The organism is Leminorella richardii, assembly GCF_900478135.1.
Classification (GTDB): Bacteria; Pseudomonadota; Gammaproteobacteria; order Enterobacterales; family Enterobacteriaceae; genus Leminorella; species Leminorella richardii.
In genome coordinates this window covers 579,416-603,243 of record NZ_LS483470.1, presented here as the reverse complement: position 1 = coordinate 603,243, position 23,828 = coordinate 579,416, and the positions used below count along the sequence as shown (strand labels likewise).

General features: G+C 52.4%; 22 protein-coding genes and 1 pseudogene. 5 read left to right on the top strand and 18 right to left on the bottom strand.

The features are described 5' to 3' along the window. Positions 1-76: 76 nt before the first annotated feature. From fabG to DQM29_RS02865, 3 genes are all read left to right on the top strand, one after another. Positions 77-808: a 3-oxoacyl-ACP reductase FabG gene (fabG, locus tag DQM29_RS02875; protein ID WP_111739220.1), complete on the top strand. Its 732-nt coding sequence runs from the start codon at positions 77-79 to the stop codon at positions 806-808. Positions 809-841: 33 nt separating this feature from the next. Beyond that, positions 842-2,053 carry an acetyl-CoA C-acetyltransferase gene (locus DQM29_RS02870; protein ID WP_111739219.1) on the top strand — a complete coding sequence of 404 codons (1,212 nt, stop codon included), beginning with the start codon at positions 842-844 and terminating at the stop codon, positions 2,051-2,053. Between the two features lie 199 nt (positions 2,054-2,252). Then, positions 2,253-3,164: a LysR family transcriptional regulator gene (locus tag DQM29_RS02865; protein ID WP_111739218.1), complete on the top strand. Its 912-nt coding sequence runs from the start codon at positions 2,253-2,255 to the stop codon at positions 3,162-3,164. Positions 3,165-3,174: 10 nt separating this feature from the next. Here the strand turns inward: DQM29_RS02865 and DQM29_RS02860 are convergent, their stop codons facing one another. The 7 genes from DQM29_RS02860 to xerD all read right to left on the bottom strand — a co-directional run bounded on the left by DQM29_RS02860 (position 3,175) and on the right by xerD (position 11,103). Next, a complete protein-coding gene (locus DQM29_RS02860; protein ID WP_111739217.1) occupies positions 3,175-3,714 on the bottom strand; it encodes a GNAT family N-acetyltransferase in 540 nt (179 codons plus the stop codon). Positions 3,715-3,887: 173 nt separating this feature from the next. Continuing rightward, a complete protein-coding gene (dps, locus tag DQM29_RS02855; protein WP_111739216.1) occupies positions 3,888-4,391 on the bottom strand; it encodes a DNA starvation/stationary phase protection protein Dps in 504 nt (167 codons plus the stop codon). A gap of 382 nt (positions 4,392-4,773) precedes the next feature. Continuing rightward, positions 4,774-6,300 (bottom strand): lysine--tRNA ligase, encoded by a 1,527-nt coding sequence (lysS, locus tag DQM29_RS02850; RefSeq protein ID WP_111739215.1) that lies wholly within the window; start codon positions 6,298-6,300, stop codon positions 4,774-4,776. 17 nt (positions 6,301-6,317) lie between these two features. After that, positions 6,318-7,416 (bottom strand): peptide chain release factor 2 gene (gene prfB / locus DQM29_RS02845; protein WP_111739214.1). Its coding sequence is split into 2 segments (ribosomal slippage): positions 6,318-7,340 and positions 7,342-7,416, totalling 1,098 coding nucleotides; the frame shifts between segments, so codons are not numbered across the junction. A 181-nt stretch (positions 7,417-7,597) separates the two neighbouring features. Next, the gene (gene recJ, locus DQM29_RS02840) at positions 7,598-9,331 is read right to left on the bottom strand and encodes a single-stranded-DNA-specific exonuclease RecJ (RefSeq protein ID WP_111739213.1); all 1,734 of its coding nucleotides are present in this window, start codon (positions 9,329-9,331) and stop codon (positions 7,598-7,600) included. Positions 9,332-9,426: 95 nt separating this feature from the next. Next, positions 9,427-10,164: a bifunctional protein-disulfide isomerase/oxidoreductase DsbC gene (gene dsbC / locus DQM29_RS02835; protein ID WP_111739212.1), complete on the bottom strand. Its 738-nt coding sequence runs from the start codon at positions 10,162-10,164 to the stop codon at positions 9,427-9,429. Positions 10,165-10,203: 39 nt separating this feature from the next. Further along, positions 10,204-11,103, bottom strand: coding sequence for a site-specific tyrosine recombinase XerD (gene xerD / locus DQM29_RS02830; protein WP_111739211.1), 900 nt, complete (start codon positions 11,101-11,103; stop codon positions 10,204-10,206). Positions 11,104-11,205: 102 nt separating this feature from the next. Between xerD and fldB the strand changes: the two genes are divergently transcribed. Beyond that, on the top strand, positions 11,206-11,724 hold the full coding sequence (fldB, locus tag DQM29_RS02825) for a flavodoxin FldB (RefSeq protein WP_111739210.1): 519 nt from the start codon (positions 11,206-11,208) through the stop codon (positions 11,722-11,724). A gap of 34 nt (positions 11,725-11,758) precedes the next feature. Here fldB and DQM29_RS02820 read toward each other — a convergent pair whose 3' ends face one another. The 6 genes and pseudogenes from DQM29_RS02820 to sdhE form a co-directional block, all read right to left on the bottom strand. Next, positions 11,759-13,048 (bottom strand): autotransporter outer membrane beta-barrel domain-containing protein, encoded by a 1,290-nt coding sequence (locus DQM29_RS02820; RefSeq protein WP_111739209.1) that lies wholly within the window; start codon positions 13,046-13,048, stop codon positions 11,759-11,761. A gap of 159 nt (positions 13,049-13,207) precedes the next feature. Then, positions 13,208-14,670, bottom strand: a pseudogene (creD, locus tag DQM29_RS18350) (cell envelope integrity protein CreD). 225 nt (positions 14,671-14,895) lie between these two features. After that, on the bottom strand, positions 14,896-16,326 hold the full coding sequence (gene creC / locus DQM29_RS02805) for a two-component system sensor histidine kinase CreC (protein ID WP_111739206.1): 1,431 nt from the start codon (positions 16,324-16,326) through the stop codon (positions 14,896-14,898). After that, a complete protein-coding gene (creB, locus tag DQM29_RS02800) occupies positions 16,323-17,003 on the bottom strand; it encodes a two-component system response regulator CreB (protein ID WP_111739205.1) in 681 nt (226 codons plus the stop codon). The genes creC and creB overlap by 4 nt, the downstream gene beginning before the upstream one ends. 62 nt (positions 17,004-17,065) lie before the next feature. Beyond that, complete coding sequence (locus DQM29_RS02795; RefSeq protein ID WP_111739204.1) at positions 17,066-17,497, bottom strand: protein YgfX; 432 nt, start codon at positions 17,495-17,497, stop codon at positions 17,066-17,068. Beyond that, positions 17,469-17,735 carry an FAD assembly factor SdhE gene (gene sdhE, locus DQM29_RS02790; RefSeq protein ID WP_111739203.1) on the bottom strand — a complete coding sequence of 89 codons (267 nt, stop codon included), beginning with the start codon at positions 17,733-17,735 and terminating at the stop codon, positions 17,469-17,471. The genes DQM29_RS02795 and sdhE overlap by 29 nt, the downstream gene beginning before the upstream one ends. 303 nt (positions 17,736-18,038) lie before the next feature. On the opposite strand from sdhE, the gene ygfZ reads away from it, so the two are divergent. After that, the gene (gene ygfZ, locus DQM29_RS02785) at positions 18,039-19,031 is read left to right on the top strand and encodes a tRNA-modifying protein YgfZ (RefSeq protein WP_111739202.1); all 993 of its coding nucleotides are present in this window, start codon (positions 18,039-18,041) and stop codon (positions 19,029-19,031) included. Between the two features lie 54 nt (positions 19,032-19,085). On the opposite strand, the gene trhA is transcribed toward ygfZ, so the two are convergent. The 5 genes from trhA to DQM29_RS02760 all read right to left on the bottom strand — a co-directional run bounded on the left by trhA (position 19,086) and on the right by DQM29_RS02760 (position 23,821). Next, entirely contained in the window at positions 19,086-19,733 is a 648-nt protein-coding gene (gene trhA / locus DQM29_RS02780) for a PAQR family membrane homeostasis protein TrhA (protein ID WP_111739201.1), read from the bottom strand. Between the two features lie 345 nt (positions 19,734-20,078). Then, on the bottom strand, positions 20,079-21,161 hold the full coding sequence (locus tag DQM29_RS02775; protein ID WP_111739200.1) for a hypothetical protein: 1,083 nt from the start codon (positions 21,159-21,161) through the stop codon (positions 20,079-20,081). A 3-nt stretch (positions 21,162-21,164) separates the two neighbouring features. After that, on the bottom strand, positions 21,165-21,425 hold the full coding sequence (locus tag DQM29_RS02770; protein ID WP_111739199.1) for a PAAR domain-containing protein: 261 nt from the start codon (positions 21,423-21,425) through the stop codon (positions 21,165-21,167). A gap of 2 nt (positions 21,426-21,427) precedes the next feature. Then, on the bottom strand, positions 21,428-22,615 hold the full coding sequence (locus tag DQM29_RS02765; protein ID WP_111739198.1) for a type VI immunity family protein: 1,188 nt from the start codon (positions 22,613-22,615) through the stop codon (positions 21,428-21,430). A 3-nt stretch (positions 22,616-22,618) separates the two neighbouring features. After that, complete coding sequence (locus DQM29_RS02760) at positions 22,619-23,821, bottom strand: type VI immunity family protein (protein ID WP_111739197.1); 1,203 nt, start codon at positions 23,819-23,821, stop codon at positions 22,619-22,621. Between the last annotated feature and the right edge of the window lie 7 nt (positions 23,822-23,828).

Genomic DNA, 23,828 nt, shown 5'->3' with positions numbered 1-23,828 from the left:
CCCAACCCGCCGCTTTTGCCCTATCGCGAAAGCGGCAGTAACCGACTTACTTTTTATTTTTGACAGGAGAAAAGCGATGTTAAACAAAATCTGTGTTGTTACCGGCGCAGGCCGCGGCATTGGTCTGGAAATCGTCAAAAAGTTCTCTGAAGCCGGCGCGCGCATGATTTTCGCCGTCGACATGAACGAACAGGATTTACAAGGTCTGGAAGGCCGCTTCTCCAACGTTCGTCCAGCCAAGTTGAACGTCTGCGATCGCCCCGGCATCGCGGCGTTCGTTGAGCAGGTCAAAGCCGAATTCGGTCAAATCGACGTACTGGTCAACAACGCCGGCATCACCCGCGACAACATGATCGGCAAAATGACCGAAGAAGACTGGGATGCGGTTATCAACGTAAACCTCAAGGGCGTGTTCAACATGACTCAGGCGATTGTTGCCCTGATGACGGAAAACGGCAAAGGCTCCATCATCACTATGTCCTCTGTTGTCGGCACCGACGGCAACGTTGGTCAAAGCAACTATGCAGCCACCAAGGGCGGCGTTATCGCCATGACCAAGGGCTGGTCTAAAGAATTTGCCCGTAAGGGTGCGCAAATCCGCGCTAACTGCGTTGCACCGGGCTTCACCGAAACCCCAATGACCAAAGACCTGCCGGAAAAAGTGCTGGAAGCCATCAATGCGAAAACGCCTCTGGGCCGTATGGCAACGGCGGAAGACATCGCCGAAGGCGTGCTGTTCCTGGCGTCAGAAAAGGCCAAGTTCATCACTGGTCAGGTTCTGAAAATCGACGGCGGGCTGACGCTGTAATTCACATATGCAGTTCGCACATTGAGGTGATTTATGACAAGAAAAGTATACATCGTCGCCGCCAAGCGGGCGGCGATCGGCAGCTTCTGTGGTTCCCTTTCCTCTCTGCCCGCTTATGACATTGCCAGTCAGGTGATGCGCAAAACGATGGAAAAAGCCACCATCGATCCGGCCTGGCTGGATGAAGCCATCGTCGGCAACGTTCTGACCGCCGGTCAAGGGCAGAGCCCCGGGCGCCACGCCGCACTCAAAGCAGGGATCCCTGATGAAGTTCCTGCCTATACGCTGAACATGCTGTGCGGCAGCGGCATGAAAACCATTATGGACGCCGCTTCGCACATTAAAGCGGGCGACGCTGAGATGGTAATGGCCGCAGGGATGGAAAACATGTCCGCGGCACCGTTCCTGATGCCGAGCAAAGTCCGCCAGGGCGTTAAAATGGGCGGCATCTCGCTGGAAGACTCCATGATACTTGACGGCCTGACCGATGCCGTCCACCGTATCCACATGGGCGTCACGGCGGAAAACATTGCTGAGAAACACTCCATTAGTCGCCAAGAGCAGGATGCCTTTGCGCTGGCCAGCCAGCAAAAAGCAGCCGCAGCTCAAGAACAGGGGCGCTTTCAGGATGAAATCGTTCCGGTGGTTATTGAGACCCGTAAAGGCTCAGTGATTTTCGAAACCGACGAGTACATCAAGCCTTTTACCACGCTAGAAGATATTGAAAGACTGAAAACAGCGTTCAAAAAAGAGGGCGGTACCGTTACTGCTGCCAACGCCTCTGGCCTGAACGACAGCGCCTGTGCAGTCATCGTTGCCAGTGAAGAAGCCGTTGTGAAACACGGCCTGAAGCCTATCGCTGAGATCGTTGGCTACGCTCAGGCCGGTGTCGATCCGAAAGTTATGGGTCTGGGTCCGGTTCCAGCGATTTCAAAAGCGCTGAAAAAAGCCGGAAAGCGCCTGCAGGACATGGAGCTTATCGAGCTGAATGAAGCCTTTGCTGCACAGTCACTTGGTGTACTGCGCGAGCTGGCCGCCGAGCACGACTGCACTATTGAAGAAATTATGGAACACACCAACGTCAACGGCGGCGCTATCGCTTTAGGTCACCCGCTGGGTGCCAGCGGCGGCCGTATTGTCGTTAGCCTGATCCACGAAATGAAGCGCCGAGGCAATCAGTTCGGTCTGGCTTCACTGTGTATCGGTGGCGGTATGGGCGTTGCCATCGTTCTTAAAAACGTCTGATCGCAGTTTGCCGCTATACACCCTCACAAACGGTCGCCCTGTGCGACCGTTTTTTTGCGATGCCACATCGCAAGTCAACCGAATATTATTCCATTTTGTGACGCACAAAAACGCGCAAGAGGTAAATCGACTGTAAAATTTGCGTCTTCAATGCGACAACGACGCAATATTCACATAACAATAAAAAGGAACAGCCTCCGTGTTCGATAAGATAATTTTCTTTTGCGCCGTAGTAAAATCAGGCTCATTAAGCAAAGCAGCCGAAGAATTCAACATCTCCGTTTCTGCCGCCAGCCGCTGGGTCGCTGAGCTTGAAAAAGAGATGGGCGTTAGCCTGCTCAAACGATCGACCCGTCGAGTATCGCCTTCGCAAACCGGTCTGCACCTGTATGAGAAATTTGAGCCTCTGGCTCGTGAAGCCAGAGAGATGATTGAGGAAGTCGTCAGTACTGGCAACGACTACGTGGGGCTTATCCGCATTGCCTCAACGCCGCTGTTCGCCACCGACTATCTAGTAGACATTATTTCCGAGTTTCTGATTGAATACCCTAAGATCAAGGTCAAGCTGTTTATCAATCCGTTCCCGGTAAATCTGGTGGACGAGGTCGACTTTTCGATTCGAGCGGTCGCTACCTATAAAGGAAAAATAGACCACGACTCTTCCGACGTACGAAAGCGCCTAGTCAGCGAACCGCTGGTGACCGTCGCCTCTCCGATTTACCTCAGCAAACATCCGCTGCCACAGACCCCAGAAGACTTAGTTAATCACCGCTGCCTGTATTCAAAAAGCCTGGTGGGCGGCAATAAATGGCAGTTTTTCTTTAACGGTAAAATGAATATCTACAGCATCCCCAACTTCTTTGAATGCGATAACTCTGAGATTTTAAAGCGACTGGCACTGAACCACGCAGGTATTGCCTATATGCCTCTGTCGCTGGTTTCAGACGATATCGCTTCAGGGAGACTCGTCAGCATGCTGGAAAACTACATGGCCAGCACGTTTGATATGAATCTGTTTTACAAGCGTCGGGAGCACTACCCTGCCAGGCTTTCTTTATTTAAAGACTATCTGATTGCCAAGGTCGAAGCCAAGCTGCTTAAAGACCTCTAGTGTTCATTCATTAGCCCTTGGTACTTAAGCGATACACTCGGTGATCCAGATAGCGATCGCCGATTTTTTCCGCTTTTTCCACAATTGTGTCTAGCTGAAAGCCTAACCTTTCGGCCAGTCTGGCGCTACGCTCGTTTTCTGTCGAACAGCGAATCACAAACGAGTCCAAGACGTCCGCCTCCGTATACCATTCAATCAGGCAGGAAACAGCGGCATAGGCTACGCTCTTTCCCTCAAACGCAGACGAAATCCAGTAGCCGATAGTCCCCTCTCGGTCTATCAGGGTATTAAACGCCACTAGGCCGGCAATCTCACCGTCCCAGCGGATCAGATAAACGGCGGACTTGGCCTGACCAAACAGTATTCGATTATCGCGAATGGTTTTTAGTGAGTCTTCAACAGAGCGCACCGAATCCGGCCACGGCAGCGTTTTTCTCAGGCGCGGTCGTTCAGCTTCAATCAGCGCAAAGATTGCTGGTGCATCCCGCTCTTCCTGAATAGACAGATGAAGGTGCGGCGGCTTAATGCGCTGATAAAAGTCGAGCTGCATGACGATAGCCCCTCTGCTTATTATGTGTTACGGCGTGAAATAATGTGGTGAAAACCTATCATGCACCTTTCTATTGCCTCTGGCGATAAGAAAACCCCGAGTGCATCATTGCGACAAAAAGAAAAGCCCCGACAGCGGAACGCTGTCGGGGCTCTATTAATCATCAAATTGGCTTAGGCCAGATGCGCTTCCATAAACCACAGGAACTTGTCCAGATCGCGGGAAGCGGCGGTAAACATATCTGCGACGTCTTCATCTTCCGCTTCCGTAATGGCTTTACGCATTTCGTTAGCGACGATGGCATAGCGGTCAGCCAGCGCCTTCAGATGATCTTCAACGGTGTAAATATCCGTTGGGTAAGCCTTCAGAGTGGTGGCTACTGCAACGGCCTGCAGCGTACCCATCGCCGTTCCGCCGAACTGTACAACGCGTTCTGCAAAAGTATCCTGATGCTCAAGCAGCGTGTCGCGGAAACCGTCAATCATCTCATGCACGCTGATAAAGTTAGGCCCCTTCATGTTCCAGTGTGCCTGCTTGGTGATCAGTGCCAAATCGGCCAGTTGGGCAACCATGTGGTTCAACGCTTTAATGGATGAAATTTTTACGCTGTCAGCGACATCGATGCGAGTGAATGCCAATTTAGAGTCTTTTGTTTTTAGTGATTTAACCGTGCTCATTATTCATGTCCTCTCTGTCATTTAAGATTGGCGTACTGCTTAATATGTTTAAAGTATAGCACCCGTAAAAAAATTTTCAGATAGTATGTACCTATTATAGGCATAGGTTATCTCCTGAAAAACAAAAGGAAAAAGAATTATTCTCACTCGCGAAAAATAAACATTCTCATTAATAAAACGCTTATTAGTATAATAAATAATGGATAATTAAAGAGGTATAAATAATTCAGTAAAAATGTGAGTGGAAAATAAAACTAATAAAAACGTACGGTTAAAAATATATTCAATAGCCTGTTTTTCTCAATCTGTTTTCAGGCTCAGAGCCAAAAATTTCATAAAAAAAGAGAGCTTTCGCTCTCTTTTTACTTTTCTACCGCTACGACTAATATCTCTGCGGACGCATTGCCGGGAACAGGATAACATCACGGATCGTGTGGCTGTCGGTTAGCAGCATGACCAAACGGTCAATACCAATACCTAAGCCCGCGGTTGGCGGCAGGCCGTGCTCCAGAGCAACGACGTAGTCTTCATCGTAGAACATGGCTTCGTCATCGCCTGCGTCCTTCTGGCTAACCTGATCGGCAAAGCGCTGGGCCTGATCTTCTGCATCGTTCAGCTCAGAGAAGCCGTTGCCGATTTCACGACCGCCGATAAAGAACTCAAAGCGATCGGTGATAAACGGATTTTCATCGTTGCGGCGCGCCAGCGGCGACACTTCTGCCGGATATTCGGTAATAAATGTCGGCTGAATCAGGTGGCTCTCGGCGACCTCTTCAAAGATTTCGCACTGAACGCGACCCAGACCCCAGCTCTTCTCAACCTTAATGTTCAGAGACTGTGCAATAGCCGTCGCCTTCTCCATATCGTCAAGATCGGCAACGTTGGTTTCCGGACGATAGTGGCAAATGGCCTCTTTCATCGTCATCTTGACGAACGGCTTGCCGAAATCAAACGTCTGGTCGCCGTACTCGACGGTCGTGGTACCCAGCACGTCCTGCGTCAGAGAGCGGAACAGGTCTTCGGTCAACGCAATCAGGTCTTTATAGTCCGCATAGGCCATATAAAGTTCAATCATCGTGAACTCAGGGTTATGACGCGGAGACACCCCTTCGTTGCGGAAGTTACGGTTGATTTCAAATACCCGCTCAAATCCACCCACCACCAGACGCTTAAGGTACAGCTCTGGTGCGATGCGCAGATACATGTCGATATCCAGCGCGTTGTGATGGGTGATGAACGGACGGGCAGTCGCGCCGCCCGGGATCACCTGCATCATCGGCGTTTCTACTTCCATAAAGTCGCGCTGCACCATAAAGCTGCGGATCGCGGCCAGAATTTTAGAACGAATCACAAACGTGCGACGAGAGTGTTCATTGGTGATCAGATCCAGATAGCGCTGACGGTAGCGAGTTTCCTGATCTGACAGGCCGTGAAACTTGTCCGGCAGCGGGCGCAGCGCTTTAGTCAGCAGACGCACTTCGTGACAGTGAACGGACAGTTCGCCAGTCTTGGTCTTAAACAGCTTGCCGCGCGCACTGATGATGTCGCCCAAATCCCATTTTTTAAACTGTTCGTTGTAAACGCCTTCCGGCAGATCGTCGCGAGAAACATAGATCTGGATCTGGCCACCAACGTCCTGCAGTGTGGCAAAAGAGGCTTTGCCCATAATGCGGCGCGTCATCATACGGCCAGCGATAGCCACTTCCAGCCCTAGCGCTTCCAGCTCTTCGTTGCTTTTCTCGTCGTACTGCCCGTGCAGATCGCAGGAAACTGCATCGCGACGAAAATCGTTCGGGAAGGGGTTTCCCTGCTCGCGAAGCTGCGCCAGCTTTTCGCGACGAGCCTGAAGTTCGTTATTTAGCTCCGCAGCGGATTGCGCAACGTCGTGCGCTTGAGATTGTTCAGACATGTTAGCGTTACCCTTTCTTATAGCCCGGCCTTGAGGCTGGCTTCAATAAACCTGTCCAGGTCGCCATCAAGTACGGCCTGAGTGTTGCGTGTTTCAACGCCGGTGCGCAGATCTTTAATGCGCGAATCGTCCAGCACGTAAGAGCGGATCTGGCTGCCCCAGCCGATATCCGATTTGTTCTCTTCCATCTGCTGCTTGTCGGCATTCTTTTTCTGCATCTCAAACTCATACAGCTTGGCCTTTAACTGACGCATTGCCTGATCTTTGTTCTTATGCTGAGAGCGATCGTTCTGGCACTGCACCACGATATTGGTTGGCATGTGAGTAATACGCACGGCGGATTCGGTTTTGTTGACGTGCTGACCACCGGCGCCAGAGGCGCGGTAAACATCAATGCGCAGGTCTGCCGGATTGATTTCAATATCAATATCGTCATCAACTTCCGGGTAGACAAACGCAGAGCTAAAGGAGGTGTGGCGGCGACCGCCGGAGTCAAACGGACTCTTACGCACCAGGCGGTGTACGCCGGTTTCCGTACGCAGCCAGCCGTAGGCGTAGTCGCCCATCACTTTGATGGTTGCTGACTTGGTTCCAGCCACATCGCCGTCAGACTCTTCAATCATTTCAGTCTTGAAGCCCTTGGCTTCAGCCCAGCGCAGGTACATCCGCACCAGCATGCTGGCCCAGTCCTGCGCTTCGGTGCCGCCTGAGCCGGCCTGAATATCGATGTAACAGTCAGCACTGTCGTACTCGCCGGAGAACATGCGGCGGAACTCTAGCTGCCCAAGGCGGTTTTCCAGCTGTTCGACTTCCTGTACCGTCTCGTTGAACGTGTCTTCATCGTCCTCTTCAACGGCCAGATCCAGCAGGCCGGAAACGTCTTCCAATCCCTGCTCGATGTGTTCAATCGTTTCTACAATGGCTTCAAGGGAGGAGCGCTCTTTACCCAGCGCCTGAGCCCGCTCGGGCTCGTTCCATACGTCAGGCTGTTCTAGCTCTGCGTTGACCTCTTCCAGGCGCTCTTTCTTGCCATCGTAGTCAAAGATACCCCCTCAGAACGGCTGTCCGTTCAGACAGGTCCTGTATCTGGTTTTTTACCGGATTTATTTCAAACATGATTTGTCGCTACCGTTAATCGCTGCGTGGACTGGATTTTCTACAAACGCGTAATTCTAGCGGATCTGGCCTGCGGAATATAGCCGCAGGCTGGATTTTTATGGTGTAATTTCTGAAGAGTTGGGCTAATTGACGCTAATTTTTGCGACTTTTCTCGATATTCCTCTCGTTGTGTCTTTTACTACTTCGCCCACAGGTGTTGAATCATCAGCTGTACGCTGCGGTTGCCGCGAAACTCGTTAACATCGAGCTTATAGGCGATTGTCGCCTCTTTTACGCTGGGATCCGGCCACTGTGTCGTATCTACGTTAAAGGCGATCCCGTCCAGCAACGCGCCGCCGCCAACCGGTTCCACCGTGATCTTCAGATGACGATCTTTCAGCAACCGCTGCTGTAAAATTTTGAACGAGCCGTCAAACGTCGGCTCAGGGAAAGCCTGCCCCCAAGGCCCTGCATCGCGCAGCTCTTCGGCGGTTTGTAGCGTCAAAAGCGGGCTTTCCAGCTCGCCGTCCGTCCAGACTACGCCTTCCAGCGCAGAAGGGTCTAGCCAATCGCCAATCAGCTCGGCAAAACGCTGGCGAAACTCGTCGAAACGGGTCTCTTCGATAGACAGACCCGCGGCCATCGCGTGGCCGCCAAAGCGCAGCATCAGGCCGGGATACAGCGTATCCAGCCGTTCCAGCGCGTCGCGCAGGTGCAGCCCTGCAATCGAGCGACCAGAGCCCTTCAGCACTCCGTTACCGGCGGGAGCAAAAGCAATCACCGGGCGATAAAAGCGCTCTTTGATGCGGGACGCCAAAATCCCTACCACACCCTGATGCCACTCAGGGTGATACATCGCTAGCCCATAGGGCAGCGCGTCGGCTCCCTGTTCCAGCTCATCACATAGCTTTAGCGCTTCGACCTGCATCCCCTGCTCTATTTCACGGCGAGTCTGGTTTAGCGCATCGAGATCGCTGGCCATGGCCCTCGCCTCTGTCATGCTGTCGCACAGCAGAAGCTCCACGCCGATAGACATGTTGTCCAAGCGCCCAGCGGCGTTAAGGCGCGGCCCCAGCGAGAACCCCAGATCGTTAGCGGTCAGCTTTCGAGCGTCCCTCTCCGACACTTCCAACAGCGCCCGGATCCCAGCTCGGCACTGCCCGGCACGAATGCGGTTTAGCCCCTGATGCACCAAAATGCGGTTGTTGGCGTCCAGCGCCACGACGTCAGCGACGGTGCCAAGGGCAACCAGATCGAGCAGCTCAGCCAGATTGGGTTCAGCAATATTCTGGTTCGCAAACCAGTCGTCCTTTCTCAGTCTGGCGCGCAGCGCCAACATCAGATAGAACGCAACGCCGACTCCCGCCAGAGACTTGGAAGGAAATTCACAGTCGTTCAGGTTAGGGTTAATAATCGCCTCAGCGGCAGGCAGCGAGTCCCCTGGCAGGTGGTGATCGGTAACCAGCACCTGAATGCCTTTGTCGTGAGCACAGTCCACCCCCGCGTGAGAGGAAATGCCGTTGTCCACAGTCACGATAAGATCTACACCCAGTTCAGCTGCCTGCTCCACCACTTCAGGGCTCAGGCCGTAACCGTCCTCAAAGCGATTTGGCACTAGGTATTTTACGGAGGGAAACCCCATGCTGCGCAGCGCCAGCACGCTCAGCGCAGTGCTGGTTGCCCCATCGGCGTCAAAGTCGCCAACAATGACTATTCGCTTTCGCTCGTGCAGCGCCTGAACCAATAGCTCTACGCCCGGCTCAATGCCGACAAGGCTTTGGTAGCCCAAAAGCCCTTTTGCCCCTTTTTCCAGCTGTTCAGCGGTTGTTACGCCTCGAGAGGCATAAAGGCGGCGCAGCAGTGGTGAAATCGTTGGCGGCAAAAAGCTGCCGTCTATTTGAGGGCGGCGGCGAAGCTCAGTTTTAATGGTCATGGGCTACAGGAATGTCATTTTTTGTTGAAAAACACAGCGCCCGCTGGGCAGAAACTACGCCAGCGGGCGCCAAAACGTAATAAATACAGTCAGGCTTACTGAGCCGCGCTCGCTTTCTTATGGGCGGCGTAGGCGTCCAGCGTTGCTTTTAGCTCACTAGGCGCGCTGTAGCCCGGCTGTACGGTGGTGCCGTCAATAACGATGGCGGGCGTCCCTTGGATGCCAAACAGTGAGCCCAGCATATAGTGACGCTTGATATCGATGTTACAAGTGGCGGGTTTAATCGCCTTGCCGGCCATCGCGTTGTCAAACGCCGTCATGCGGTCTTCGGCACACCAGATGGAAGCCATATTTTTTTCCGCTGCTGACTCAATGCCCTGACGCGGATAGGCCAGATAGCGAACGGTGATGCCCTGCTCGTTATAGCCCTGCATTTCTTTATGCAGCTTGGTGCAGTAGCCACAGGTGATATCGGTAAATACTGTCACTACGTATTTTTCCTGCGGCGCTTTGTAGACAATCATTTCATCTTTCAGCGCGTCTAAACGCTTGGTCAGGATCGGCGACAGCTGCTCGTTGGTCACGTTAACCGGCATTGGCCCGCTGATGTCGTACATTGGCCCCTGTAGAACGTGTTTACCGTCACTGGAAACGTACATAACGCCACCGTCAGTCAGCACGGTCTGCAACCCGGCAATCGGAGAAGGCAGAATATCGACTTCCGTCGCGCCCAGCTTCTGGCCCAGCGCCTGTTTAATGGCGGCATCGTCTGCTGAAGCTGTATAGGAAAACGCCGTCAGCGCTAGGGTCAGTAATAAGAAACCTTTTTTCATTCTCTTTCCTTTAAAAAGTTGCGTCCTTTCGTCATCCGCCTAAGCGCGCGGATGGTGTTGTTGATGTAGCAGTTTCAACCGTTCGGTCGCAACGTGCGTATAAATCTGGGTCGTCGACAGATCGCTATGGCCTAACAGCATCTGTACGACACGTAAATCAGCACCGTGGTTCAATAAGTGTGTTGCAAACGCGTGACGCAATACGTGCGGAGAAAGCGCTTCGCTGTCAATGCCCGCCAGTAAAGCATAATGTTTGATTCTGTGCCAGAAAGTCTGACGCGTCATTTTTTGCCCGCGACGGCTGGGAAACAGAATATCCAGAGCGCCGTTATTGATCAACCATGGGCGACCGTAGGCCAGATAGCGCTCCAGCCAGTAGACTGCTTCCTCGCCGAGCGGCACCAACCTCTCTTTGTCGCCTTTGCCGGTTACCCGCACAACGCCTTGGCGAAGGCTCACGTCGCCATTGAGCAACCCCACCAGCTCAGACACCCGAAGGCCGGTGGCATACAGCACTTCCAGCATAGCCTTGTCCCTCAGCTCTAACGGGTCTTCCACGCCGGGAGCCTGAAGCAGAGACTCAACCTGCTCTTCGGTGAGGTCTTTAGGCAAGCGCTGGGGCAGCTTGGGAGAAGCAAGTCGAGCAGAGGGATCGTCGGGGCGAGCCTTTTCACGGTACAGATATTGAAAGAATCGGCGCATCGCGCTAAGCATTCTGGCTGAACTGCTGGCCTTGTAGCCTCCGTCCATGCGGTCAGCGAGAAAACTCTGTAGGTCTTCCGGCTCGGCGCTTAAAAACGTCAGCTCGTGCGCCGCCAGCCACTCGCCCAGCGCTCGAAGATCCAGACGATAAGAGGCCAGCGTGTTTTCCGCCAGATTTTTTTCCAGCCAGAGCGCATCAAGAAATTGTTCAATCTGCACCGTGTGATTCTGCGGCACGCGTCCCCCACTTCTACTATAAAACAGAGCCCATTATGTCTGATCATACCCTATCTGGTATACTTTCCCATCGCTCAGTGACGACAGTGAATCAAATACAGCATGAAAATCGGTCTTTTTTACGGCTCCAGCACCTGCTATACAGAAATGGCGGCAGAAAAAATCCGCGACATCCTCGGTGAAGAACTGGTTGATTTACACAACGTAAAAGACTCACCAGTCACCCTAATGGAGAACTACCCCATCCTCATTTTGGGCATTCCTACTTGGGATTTCGGAGAGCTTCAGGAAGACTGGGCTAACGTTTGGCAGGATCTTGAGCGTCTAGACCTGAGCGGAAAAATCGTCGCGCTTTACGGCATGGGCGATCAGGACGGCTACGGCGAGTGGTTCCTTGACGCGCTGGGCATGCTGCACGACCATCTTCAGCCTCTGGGGTGCAAGTTTGTCGGCTATTGGCCGACCGAAGGGTACCAGTTTACCAGCCAGAGAGCCGTCGCCCCGGACGGCGTTCGATTTGTCGGACTGGCTCTTGATGATGTCGCTCAGTATGAACTCAGCGAACGGCGGATTGCTGACTGGTGCGAACAGATTATGGAAGAGACCGCGCTGCTGCTGTAAGTTCTTGCGCCTTAACGTGAACGTGCAGGCGCGATCACCACGCGTAGCTTATTCCTGAGCCTATCTGCCAGGGCGCTTCCATATTGTTGCCTCTGGCATACTGTGCCCCAACCCACACGTTAATAAACTCAGCTATCCGGATGTCGGTTCCTAGGCCAACCGTACCTTCACGACCGACGTCGCTGTCTTTTACCCTCACGCCGTCGATAGTCATTCGGTGGTTACCATCCGCTTCACCTTCTATAGACAGGTTAAAATAGGGTCGAAGCTCTACGTTTTTCACGTTCAGCCTAGCGCTGGTACTCACGCCGCCCTCTACGCGCAGCGAGCGATAGCCGCTGTCTTTCGCGCGCTGGCCGTTATCCAGTCGATAGTTCAGATTACCGTAGCGAACGGCTGACAGGCGAGCATAGGGCTCTATGGCCGCAGCTTCATTCTGAAAGCGCCATCCTGTTTTCAAGAAGCCGCCAGTGCCGCGAGTGGTGTAGTTACTGTGAGAACGCCCGTGAGCATAGGTAATATAGGCGTCATTTTTAACGTGTCCGCCCTTTAGGCTAGCGTCGAAAAACAGGCCGTTATCCATTCGGTAGGACGTGTAGAGAGTGCCGCCGTAGCCGTTAATGCTGCTGCCCATATCGCCTTCGTCCCGCATATTGACATCCGAACGCCCGCGAATAAACGCACCGCCAATTAAAACGTGCCCGCGCTTTGCGGCAAGGCGCCTGTCGGTGCCCACAATAAAGCCGTCACTGTTTTGCTTAAAACCAGAATTGTCGCCACTCATCTTCTGCCGACGGTTTCCACCGTAATAGCCGATCCAAACACTGTTACTGTTACCGTCGCTGACACCGTTGCGCTCGCTGTCCATTCGCTGCCCCAATGCGCGATCTTCTGCCTGCCACAGGTTTACGGCAGCGGCGCGAGTATTCACTGCAACCAGTGCACTAGCCGACCTTCTGGCAGAAATGCTCGAGTTATCGTTATCGCTAGCGCCCTCATCAGTCCCGCCGTTTTCGAGGCTGTCTCCACCTCCGCCTCCTCCGGGAATGCTGGGCGTGTCCGGTTCGCCGGGGTCACCCTTATCTACGCTACCATCGCCGACACTGCCACCCCAGTCGTTGTCTTCGCTATTTTCATTTTCCTTGTCTTTCTCCGCGTCCGTCTCAGAGAAACGGCTAATTTTGGAAAATGTTAGTGCAGCCGAATTATCCAACGCATTGAATGAAGATTTCTGAGGATAGGAAACGCCTTCTTTCGCCTGTAAAAACGGCGTTTTAAAGGGAAATAAAAGGAAAAAAAGGAAGTAATTGAACTTAGACTTCATAGCGTTTGTTTTTTATAGATTATAAACCGCTAAAGAGTACCCCATAATTATAAAACAACGCAAAACATCCCCAACATTTTTGTTGGGGATGTGTGTTAAGCAGTTCTGACGAACAGCATCATCTACAGTGCTACATGCAAACGATCCGCTTTTTGTTGGCTATTTCCACAAACGATATTTCTTTCTTTCGATCTGCTCTTCGCTATGGCAGTGGGCTCCCTTGTCTAGCTCACTGTCAGAAACTGCCTGCTGTTCTGCTGCCGGAGCGCCTCCTCCGCTAGCGGTTACGGTTGCCACAGGGGCTGTCGTAGAAATAGGAGCCGAGCCCACATTCGAAGACGATGAAGAAGCTCGTCCCGAAACCTGATACCAATCGAGGCGGCGGGTCAGCGTCATTACCACGCTTAGTGCAATAAACAGCAGAATAGCCCCCAGCAGCAGCGCATTGTCTTCTGACTGTAAAAGCAGATAGAGCACGCCATAAAGCGCCAGCAGCCCGAAGGCAAAACCGCACCCGCGCAGCGCACCGCGCAGTACCGCACTCAGGTAGAAACCAATCAGGCTACAGCAGCTGACGGCGGCAATACAGTAAGCCCAGGCGAAGCCAATACGCTCAGACAGCGCCAGCAGAATAACGTAGAACACGGTCAATGCTGATGCCACCAGCAGGTACTGCACTGGGTGAATCGCCAGCGATTTAAGCACTTCAAACAGGAAGAAAGCGACAAACGTTAGGCCGATAAACAGAATGGCATATTTCACCGTGCGCGTATTCAGCTGATAGTGATTAACCGGTTCAATAAAGCTCGTGCTGAACGTCGGCAGAGATTCTCCGCTGTACCGACGATCGCTGTAGGTCTCTTCCGTATAGTTTTTGGTCGCCAGATTTCGGTAGTCATAACCCAGAAAGTTATTGTTGATATTATTCGCGATCCAGCTGCTTTCCCACGTTGCGGTAAAGCCGTCGTCCTTCACTTCCCTCTGCTTTGGCAGGAACTGCCCAGAAAATTAGGGTGAGGCCAGTTGCCGTTAAGACTCAGCGTAGACGTTTCCCCCACGGGCATAACGGCCAAATGACCGCTGCCCTGCAGAGCTAGCGTGAATTCAAAGCCTATCGGCTCGCTGCCGTTAAGTATTCCCTCTGGCAGCATAGCGTGTATGCCCTGTGAAAACTTCGACGAGTTTGTTCCTGCTTCAAACAGAAGCGATTTTTTATCCATTTGAATTTCAGGGACTCGTGTAATGCCGCGAGAATCAGACAGCGCGACAATCGCGTACGGTACTCCGTAACTGATAGAACTATTATTGGCTGCTTTAAGCGGCATAAACACGCCTTTAAACGCTAGTTCGCTCTGGTATACCTGCGCCTGATAGATCCCCACTTTGCGAGGCTCGACGTTAACGTGACCGTCCACGGATAGCTTTGAAGGAAGCACATAGTGCGTACGATCGATGGATACCGTTTTAGTGACGCCTTTATCGTCTTTCTCTTTTTGATACAGGGTATAGGGGATTGCAATAATAGGGCCGATAACGGTTTGTTGCCCGCTAGTGCCATCCTGAATACGACTGATAACGCTCTGTCGATAGTCGTTGCGGCTATCGATCAGGTTAAGGATCATGCTAATAGGAATAAGCATCATTAGGGTGAAAAAGAACAGGGCAAAAAGCTTTAGCAACAGCGCAACGTGGTTCGACATCTCCGGTCACTCCTTTATCCGATATAGCACGCAGCCTAACTGGCTAAAGTGAAAAGAGGATGTCGTTATGTGAAGGGGAAGTGAAGTAAGCGCAAGTGGGATAAGTAGAAGTGGGGTAAAAATACCGCGCCGCTACAGCGCGGCGAGCTATTTTTCTTTTATAGGAAGGATAAACACCGCTCTGGCTCCGCCCTGTTCGCTGTTATCTAGGCTAATGCTTCCGTGGTGCAGCACCGCTACCTCTCGCACAAAGCTAAGCCCCAGTCCGGTACTTTTTCCCTTATCCGGCCTGGGCAGAGAATAGAAGCGGTCAAACACCCTATCCAGCGCGTAGTCAGGAACACCCGGCCCGCTGTCGACCACCGTCACTCGATAGTGTTTGTCGAAGACTTCACCAGTCAGCAAAATGTCACCGCCCTTGGGAGTGAAGTCCAGCGCGTTATCCAACAGATTGCTGAAAGCCTGTTCAAGCAGCAGCTTATCTCCGCGAACGCTGACCGGAGCAGCGATATTCGCCTTGAGCACCACGCCGCGCTGGGTAAACTGCGCCTCTTTGGCGCTAATGACCCCATAAAGCACCTGTGCCAAATCGACGATCGCCAGCTCCTGACGCAGACGGTTTTCCACCTGTGCCTGCTGCAGCATGCGATCCACCAGCAGCTGTAAACGTTCGTTTTGCTGAGAAATATTGTTGATAAAGCGCTGAGCGACCGGCTCGGGAGGCGCTTCTTTTAAAATTTCTGCCGCCCCGCGGATCGCCGCCAGTGGGCTTTTCAGTTCATGGGTCAGCGTGTGGACGTATTTCTCAATGTAGTCCTTGCCCTCCAGCTTAACCCGCATACTCTCCAGCGCCAGAGCCAAACTTTTCAGCTCTGTGCTGCCGACGTTAGGTAGCGTTGGCGCGCCGCCGTCGGCAACTTCACCCGCGTAGCGCACCAGGCGAGAAATCGAGCGGTTAATCCACCAGACGAAACCGGCACCGATAGTTAATGCAATGCCCAACAGCATAATGCCCGCGATCTCAATTCGCCGCTCGCTTCTGCGAATAACCGGCTGCATAGCCTCATTAGGCTTGGCAACGGTTAACGACCCTATAATATCGCCCTCTTCAGAGCGAATCGGCGCCGCCACGTACATGACTGAGGTGCTTTCATCATCGGGATCTAGTCGGGTGCTGCGCGCGCCATACTTCCCTCTGAGCGTCAGATACACGTCATTCCAGAGAGAATAGTCCTGACCAAGTGCCTCTCCGGTTGAATCAAAAATAACGATGCCTTTCTCATCGGTAATGTAAACCCGATACTCCATGTTATTTTTAACGATATCGTCTATCTTCGCCCCGATAGGCGTGCGGTTGATGTCACGAAAGGCCTGAATCAAATATCCCTGACTCAGGCTGTGGTGCCGGATATCCTGCTCGGCGATCTGAGCCAGCAGATTGGCAGTATCTACCATCATGCCTTCCGTGGCTCGCCGAACGCCGGGTTTCACTTCCTGCACGAAGATGTTCATGATGAAGTAGCCCGCAACGGCCACAATCATGAAAAAGCCCAACAGCAGACGAAAGCCAATCCTCATTCGTTGTGGCTCAGGCTGTAACCCAGACCACGGTGGGTCTGAATGGGGTTAGCGCTCTCGTTAACGGTTCGCAGCTTGGCGCGCAGAGTTTTAATGTGGGTGTCCACCGTACGATCCAGACTCTCTTCCGCATCTTGCCAGACCAAATCCATCAGCTGCTGGCGAGAGAACACCCGGCGAGGAGACTTCAGCAGGGTTCTAAGCAGCAGAAACTCATAGCGGGTCAGCGAAAGTGGCTGACCGTGAAACGCAATTGCAGCGCCCTCTTCGTCCAGCTCAAATGCGCCGTAACTCGGCAGGAGGCGCTTTTGCTTTTCCAGACGGCGCAAAATGGTGCGCACTCGGGCACTCACTTCACGTGGAGAAAAAGGTTTGGGGATATAGTCATCGGCACCGATTTCAAGCCCGACGATGCGATCCAGCTCTTCGCTGCGGGCGGTCAGAAAAATCAGCGGAAGATCCGCCACCTGCCCCAGCATGCGGCGACACAGGTCAAAACCGTTAATGTCGGGCAGGCCGACGTCTAAAATAGCCAGTGCCGGGCGCCCCTGAGCCAGCGCTGCCAGCGCAGGCTCGCCGCGCTCAAACCAGCGCACCTCAAAGCCGTCAGTTTCCAAGGTATAAATAAGCGTATCGGCAATGCTTACTTCATCTTCCACAAGCCAGATTACAGACATAAACGCGATCTCTTCATTGAGGGCTCAGAGCCTTTCCGTCCGGTGTGTTACCGGTTGACGTTTTACCGGCTATCCCGCTGCCGCTCAAGCTGCAACAGGTGAAAACGCAGGCTGCGCCACGACTCTTGACTCATACTGTCAATGGCAAGCCACAGGCGGCGCTTTTGCCGCTTACCCACGGCGGACTGAATAGTGATTAAAACGCCCCATTTGAGCATCAGCGTGCGGCCTTTAATATGCCACTCCTCGCGATGCCACTGAAAAACGCCACTTCGCAGCAGCGCCATTTCTCCCTGCATCCTCTGAATATGCCGCTGACTGCGCAGGCAGTCAAAAATAACCAGCGTCACTAAAAACAGCCACAGGGGCCAATAGCCGTCGTTCCAGGGGTACAGCAACACAATCAACACCAGAGCGCCGTGTATCAGCAGCGAGACACACTGACTCTTCCAGGAAATTCGAATATCACTCTTCCAAAGAACGGCGTTCTGCATTTTTTACCTGAATCATATTAATCATGCGCGCAAAGTCCGCATCATCCGGAACGGACTGATTCATCAGCCAGCGAAAAAGCTGAGGATCTTCACAGTCCAGCAGCCTGACAAACGTCATCTTGTCGGCGTCGGGCAGCGCGTCATAGTCGTGTTCAAAGAAAGGCATAATGGCGACATCCAGTTCACGCATACCGCGGCGGCAGGCCCAGTGGATTCGGGTTTTATTGTTAATATCCATATGTGCATACTCTTATTGGGTTATCGCAGGAAAGCCGTAGCTTAACAATTTGCTCAGGATTAGTGAAAGAGTACACTCAAAACTTAGTGAATATTTGCCGCTTTGCTCGAAATAACGCTGTGTTTGCTGCTAACGCTTTCAGTAAACGACGAATAGGGATCGAAACCGCCCGCCGTGGTACTGGCGTCAACGGCAGTTTTGGCTTATCTTGAAGGCATTCTGAAACGTCTTATTCAATACCTTGATTCGACGATATCTTCACGGTTCAGGCCGTCTTTCAGGCCTGCTTATGTCGGAGTTCTCATGATGTACACATCCCCCCTTCCGTCGCAGCTTGCTTCTACTTCACTTCATCTGCCTCTGACGCTCATGTCGCTGGAAGACTGGGCTCTGGTTACTGTGACGGGAGAAGACGCGCGTAAATACCTTCAGGGGCAGATCACCGCTGACGTTTTCGCTCTGGGAGACCAGCAGCACACTCTGAGCGCCCACTGCGACGCCAAGGGAAAAACCTGGAGCGCCCTGCGCCTGTTTCACCGCGGTGATTCACTCGCCTATTTACAGCGAGCCAGCGTGTGTGAACGCCAAGTGACCGAACTGAAAAAATATGCAGTTTTCTCCAAAGTCACTATCGCACGGGACGACGCAGCTCTGCTTCTAGGGCTGGCAGGAACGGGGGCCAGAGATGCCCTCGGTGCGCTCTATTCCACTCTGCCCGACGCCCAATCACCCTCTGTCACGGTGGACAACACAACGCTGCTCTACTTCTCTGCACCGTCAGAACGCTTTCTGATTGTCGCCCCGCAGGCACAGGCCGATCGCCTCTATTCATCGCTGCTAGGCAAAGCCGCCCTTAACGACAGTCGTCAGTGGCTGGCGCTAGATATTGAAGCGGGTCTGCCCATTATTGACGACGCCGTTGCCGGCGAGTTTCTGCCTCAGGGCGTCAACCTGCAGGCACTGGACGCTATCAGCTTTACGAAAGGCTGCTACACCGGTCAAGAGATGGTGGCGCGCGCTAAATACCGCGGTGCTAATCGGCGCGCTATGTACTGGCTAGAGGGGAAAGCGCTCACTCAGCCTGCGGTAGGCGATGAGCTGGAGTTGCAGTTAGGGGAAAACTGGCGGCGCACCGGCACGGTGCTGTCGTCGGTCAGACTAACGGACGATTCGCTGCGCCTTCAGGCCGTGCTGAACAGCGATCTGGAGCATGATGCCGTGCTGCGCGTCAGAGACGACGCGACTAGCCAGTTGGCTATTTGCCCTCTTCCCTATTCGCTGGAAGAAGCAGAGTAACCATCACGCGCTGCGGTTTTAACGAGAAGCCGCAGCGCAACTCATTTGCTTTTCTTACGCAATATAGAGATAAACTGCAAAGAAGTGGCAGGCGCTGCCTCCCAGCACGAAACCGTGCCAGATGGCATGATTAAAGGGAATGCGTTTGTTTACGTAAAATATCACCCCCAGCGTATAGATAATCCCGCCAGCGGCCAACAGGCTTACCGCTCCAGCCGACAGCGTCACCACCATCTGATAAATTACCACCAGCGACAGCCACCCCATCCCCAAATAGGTCACGAGGGATATCACTTTAAAACGGTGGGTAAACGCCAGTTTGAAGATCACGCCGATCAGCGCCAGGCTCCAGATAACCACCATCAGCCCTCGAGCCAGAGGGGAGTTTAAGCCGACCAGCAAAAAGGGCGTATAGGTACCCGCAATCAGCAGGTAAATAGCGCAGTGGTCGAACGTTTTAAGGCGACGCTTGGCTGTCTGGTTAGGAATAGCGTGATAAAGCGTAGAGGCAAGAAAAAGCAGAATGATGCTGCCGCCGTAAAGGCTATAGCTGGTAATTTCCAGCGAGCCTGCTTCATTGGCGACTGCCTGAGTCAAAAGCAGCACCAGCCCGACGATGCCTAAAATAAAGCCGACACCGTGACTAATGCTGTTCGCTATCTCTTCGGCAACCGAATACCCCTGTTTTACTGCTGAAGACATAAATATGCCCCTCAAGAGGAAAGGAGAACGGCTGCGACCGCAGCCATTCAGGAAACGACTGTCAGCTTATATGAGAATTATTTCAGTGTACACATGTAAGCTGAAATTTTATGTAAAGAAAAAGAAGGTAAAGAAAAAGTCGAATATCTGGGAACGTTTTGCCCGCCTGAATAGGGGAACGACGGCAGCCAGCATTACCATCAGCCGCAGAGTGCTCTATTCATTCAGACCATAGGAGACGACGCTTATCCATGTCTGTGAGTGCGGCCCATTGCTCGGCCCGGAAAGTATCATCTGCGAGCCTTTGGTTACTAAAGCCCTCCCACTAGCTGCAACAATCCCCAATCAGGGAGAAGCCAGACCAGGTTTTCCAATAATCCTGTCTATATTTTTGCGTTCTGCTTTCTGAATCTCTTTTAGTTCGAGGTGCTCTAACGCCTGCATCCACAGGCCAATTTTCTTACCTTCACTATCCAGCCCTGACATCCACAGCGTTTTTATATGATCAGGTTCCTCTTTAGCCCAAAGTAGCGCCTGTGAAATTGAGGTTTCTATATCACGGCTTTCATCAAACCGCTCTGGACGGTGCAGTCTTATTAAACAGTCCTCAGAGGCAGGTTCATTTGCTAATAAGATGCTGACGGCGGCTTCCGCACTCTCTTTTATCGGCGTCTCAAACGGGTTCAGCTGTACAGAGATAATTAAGAGCGCCGCAGCGCTATCAGAGTGTTTATCCAACCAGTTATCCACCACGTCGAGCCCGCTAGTCTCTACTTGTAATACTACGTTTAGATCTGGCGAAAGCGCTCCACAGGCATCAGTCCAGCTCAGCCTAACTTCTTCAGGGGAAAGAAGGGAGTCAACCTGAAGTGATATATATAAAACACAGTCTTTTGGTAAACGCTGAATGTGTCTATCCGTGTCGAACAGGAGCTGCTGGAATAGCGACAAAAGAAAGTCCGCTTCTGATTTTTCACCTCTGGGTAACGGGGAATGTCTGATAACCTGCCCCTGTCGAGTTTCTCTGGCGGACAAGACCTCTTCATTTGCCGACCTCCACTCACCGGACTCCCCCGAGGGCTGAACCACAGCTGAAGCACTCCCGAGGATATATAAAAAACGGCGTCCTCTGGCGATTTCCTGCTTGAGCCAGGCGCTACGTCGCTGGTTAAAGTTATCAATAAACTTTTGCTCAACGAGCCCATAAATAAGTCTGGATATAAACAAAATCAGCCAGACCGCTATAGCTGGCCCCATCAGTAAAAGCCAGAAAACCACCTCTGCCATCGATTTTCTCTCCGGCCATCCATACAGTACGGTGGCTGAGTTAATCACCATCAGCAGTATCAGCCCTCCACTCCAGAGAAATAGGTTAGGCAGCGAAGCCGGGGGCAGTTCATCAGGAATATCAGTGAGAATAACGGACATAGGCTATCCTGCAGTAACATAACGTAATGACGCGATTAACCGACAGCCGCAGGCACACTGGTGCCCATCGAATGCAATCGGTATCCCGTTATCCGTAAAGGACGCATTTCCCTCTGCAATAACGGTAAGATTATGCAGTGGGCAGGTTACGCTATCCCCCAAACGCGCAACGGGAACGCCGTGGAATGTCATAGTTGATGACGCAGAAATAACAGTGCCACCGTGTGTCGTCTTATCTCCCAGTCGAATAACGCCAACAAGCATGTTCAATCCCCCTCAACCGATATCGGCCCGCCGTCGGCGCGCTTTATCAGTGTCCACGTAGTCGGGTTACCATTTTCTCGCGGCGGCATAGGGAAGCTCTGTTGAACCGTGGCGTACTCCAGTGGAAAGCCGGATCCATAGAAGCCGGTATGGGGGCACGGCTCTGCCGTTTTGGCGGTAATCAGCCGGGACTGTACGCTTTTGGGCGGCGCGCTGACGTTAAGCTGTGGAGCGTTGTCGAAACGCGCTAGCCAGCAAGCCGTACTGCGTTCATCAAAGCGAATTTCCCCCGCGTTAGAGCCGTAGCCCATAGAATCCAGCTTCGGGGCACGAATAGGCCTCAAAGCCTGATTAACCTTGACGTAGAGATCGGGATAGGGATCTTTCTCAATCCAGCCCAGCTCTGGCCACTCGCCCGCGCGCACGACCATTCCCCCTTCATAGGGCAGCAGCGTGATATCTGTCTTATCAAATGCCGCGAGCAGTGCCTGCTGGCCGCCAAGCTTGGTGAGCCACCCGTTGTCAAAAAAGGTGTACCAGTTCACCGAGGTGATTCCGTCACGGTACTGTTTATCACCATAAGGGTTGGTCATATCAATACCGTTAAACGCCTGCCCTATTTCATACTCCAGATGCTGAAACTTTTCATGCTCGTAAATCTGCTGTAGCCCCAGCCCTGCCAGACCGTGCATCGGTTTTAACAGCGTACAGAAGTCTAAAATCAGTCGTTCAAAACGCTCTTTTCCTCCTTCCATCTTTAACTCTGATATGGGCAGATAAAAACGCACATAGGAGACAGGATGATGAATATATTCGAACCAACCAGCAGGCGAAAACATATCTATTTGATAGTCACTAACACTGTGTCTACCACTACTTGAGCCCCACAATATTTCTGCGGCACCATCCTCTAACTCTATTAGTCGTTGTATTCGATTATCTTTACTTCCTTTAATAAAAAGCTCTGGTCTATTAACGTTATCAATAAATCCCCAACACAGCCTATCACCATAATCCTGAATATATCGCTCTATCGCCTCGGCAATCGCCCGGCGTTTTTCCTCACGCCATCCTTCGTCAATATGGAAGATGGCGACCAGCCCCACCTGCAGCACGGTAAGTTCGGGATTACACTCATCGCCGTAGGTAAACTCCCAGCTCGCCTCGTCAAATTGGTCAAAAAAGCTCATGGGCTATTTCTCCCCATCACTTTCTACCGAGACCGATGTTGGCCCGCCGTCAGCGCGCCTGAGCAGCGTCCATTGAGTAGGATTGCCATTTTTCCGCGGCGGCATAGGGAAGCCCTGTTGAACCGTGGCGTACTCCAGCGGAAAGCCGGATCCATAGAAGCCGGTATGGGGGCACGGCTCTGTCGTTTTGGCGGTAATCAGCCGGGACTGCACGCTTTTGGGCGGCGCGTTGGCGCTAAGCTGCGGGGCGTTGTCGAAGCGCGCCAGCCAGCGTGCCGTCGACTCTTTATTAAACCGAATCTCACCAGCAATTGAGCCATTGCCAAAAGAGCCCATATCCGGCGTACGTACTGGCTTAAGCACCTGATTCACTTTTACATAAAGATCCGGATAGGGATCTTTTTCAATCCAGCCCAGCTCAGGCCATTCTCCTGCTCGAATAACCACGCCGCCGTCATAGGGCAGCAGCATAATATCTGTACTGTCAAAACGGGTTACCAGTTGCCCCTTTCCTCCTAATTTTTCAACCCATTCATCCGCTAAAAAGGTGTACCAGTTAACGGAGCTAAAGCCATTACGCATCCCACGATTGGTTGAATTAGAGGTCATATCAATCCCATTAAACATCTGAGCAACTTCATATTCCAAATGCTGATACTTATGGTCTTCATATACCTGCTGTACGCCTAGCCCGGCCAAACCGTGCATCGGTTTTAACAACGTGCAGAAGTCCAAAATCAGCCGTTCAAAGCGTTCTTTTCCCCCTTCCTCTTTTAACTCTGAGACTGGTAAATAAAAACAAACGTAAGAGACGGAACGATGAACATATTCAAACCATCCGGCCGGTAAAGCAGCCCCTATCTGATAATCACTGACATAGTCCAGACTGTGGCTTGAACCCCAGCGCGTATCGGCATCATCATCTTCCAATGCCAACAGCCGCCGGATCCGATTACTGCCATCTTTTCTAATAAAACGTTCTGGCTTATTAACATTAACAAGATAGCCTGACTGTAACTTGTCGCCATAATCCTGAACATATCGCTCTATCGCCTCGGCAATCGCCCGGCGTTTTTCCTCGTGCCATCCTTCATCAATATGGAATATGGCGACCAGCCCCACCTGCAGAACGGTAAGCTCGGGATTACACTCGTCGCCGTAGGTAAACTCCCAGCTCGCCTCGTCAAATTGGTCAAAAAAGCTCATTGTTACT

What these genes read in the sequence shown, in the direction of transcription:
- creB (WP_111739205.1), bottom strand. Translation starts at nt 17,003, where the DNA reads ATGTCTGTAATCTGGCTTGTGGAAGATGAAGTAAGCATTGCCGATACG.
- dsbC (WP_111739212.1), bottom strand. Translation starts at nt 10,164, where the DNA reads ATGAAAAAAGGTTTCTTATTACTGACCCTAGCGCTGACGGCGTTTTCC.
- fldB (WP_111739210.1), top strand. Translation starts at nt 11,206, where the DNA reads ATGAAAATCGGTCTTTTTTACGGCTCCAGCACCTGCTATACAGAAATG.
- DQM29_RS02765 (WP_111739198.1), bottom strand. Translation starts at nt 22,615, where the DNA reads ATGAGCTTTTTTGACCAATTTGACGAGGCGAGCTGGGAGTTTACCTAC.
- DQM29_RS02870 (WP_111739219.1), top strand. Translation starts at nt 842, where the DNA reads ATGACAAGAAAAGTATACATCGTCGCCGCCAAGCGGGCGGCGATCGGC.
- DQM29_RS02795 (WP_111739204.1), bottom strand. Translation starts at nt 17,497, where the DNA reads ATGCAGAACGCCGTTCTTTGGAAGAGTGATATTCGAATTTCCTGGAAG.
- DQM29_RS02770 (WP_111739199.1), bottom strand. Translation starts at nt 21,425, where the DNA reads ATGCTTGTTGGCGTTATTCGACTGGGAGATAAGACGACACACGGTGGC.
- dps (WP_111739216.1), bottom strand. Translation starts at nt 4,391, where the DNA reads ATGAGCACGGTTAAATCACTAAAAACAAAAGACTCTAAATTGGCATTC.
- DQM29_RS02860 (WP_111739217.1), bottom strand. Translation starts at nt 3,714, where the DNA reads ATGCAGCTCGACTTTTATCAGCGCATTAAGCCGCCGCACCTTCATCTG.
- DQM29_RS02820 (WP_111739209.1), bottom strand. Translation starts at nt 13,048, where the DNA reads ATGAAGTCTAAGTTCAATTACTTCCTTTTTTTCCTTTTATTTCCCTTT.
- recJ (WP_111739213.1), bottom strand. Translation starts at nt 9,331, where the DNA reads ATGACCATTAAAACTGAGCTTCGCCGCCGCCCTCAAATAGACGGCAGC.
- creC (WP_111739206.1), bottom strand. Translation starts at nt 16,326, where the DNA reads ATGAGGATTGGCTTTCGTCTGCTGTTGGGCTTTTTCATGATTGTGGCC.
- fabG (WP_111739220.1), top strand. Translation starts at nt 77, where the DNA reads ATGTTAAACAAAATCTGTGTTGTTACCGGCGCAGGCCGCGGCATTGGT.
- DQM29_RS02760 (WP_111739197.1), bottom strand. Translation starts at nt 23,821, where the DNA reads ATGAGCTTTTTTGACCAATTTGACGAGGCGAGCTGGGAGTTTACCTAC.
- trhA (WP_111739201.1), bottom strand. Translation starts at nt 19,733, where the DNA reads ATGTCTTCAGCAGTAAAACAGGGGTATTCGGTTGCCGAAGAGATAGCG.
- lysS (WP_111739215.1), bottom strand. Translation starts at nt 6,300, where the DNA reads ATGTCTGAACAATCTCAAGCGCACGACGTTGCGCAATCCGCTGCGGAG.
- sdhE (WP_111739203.1), bottom strand. Translation starts at nt 17,735, where the DNA reads ATGGATATTAACAATAAAACCCGAATCCACTGGGCCTGCCGCCGCGGT.
- DQM29_RS02775 (WP_111739200.1), bottom strand. Translation starts at nt 21,161, where the DNA reads ATGTCCGTTATTCTCACTGATATTCCTGATGAACTGCCCCCGGCTTCG.
- ygfZ (WP_111739202.1), top strand. Translation starts at nt 18,039, where the DNA reads ATGATGTACACATCCCCCCTTCCGTCGCAGCTTGCTTCTACTTCACTT.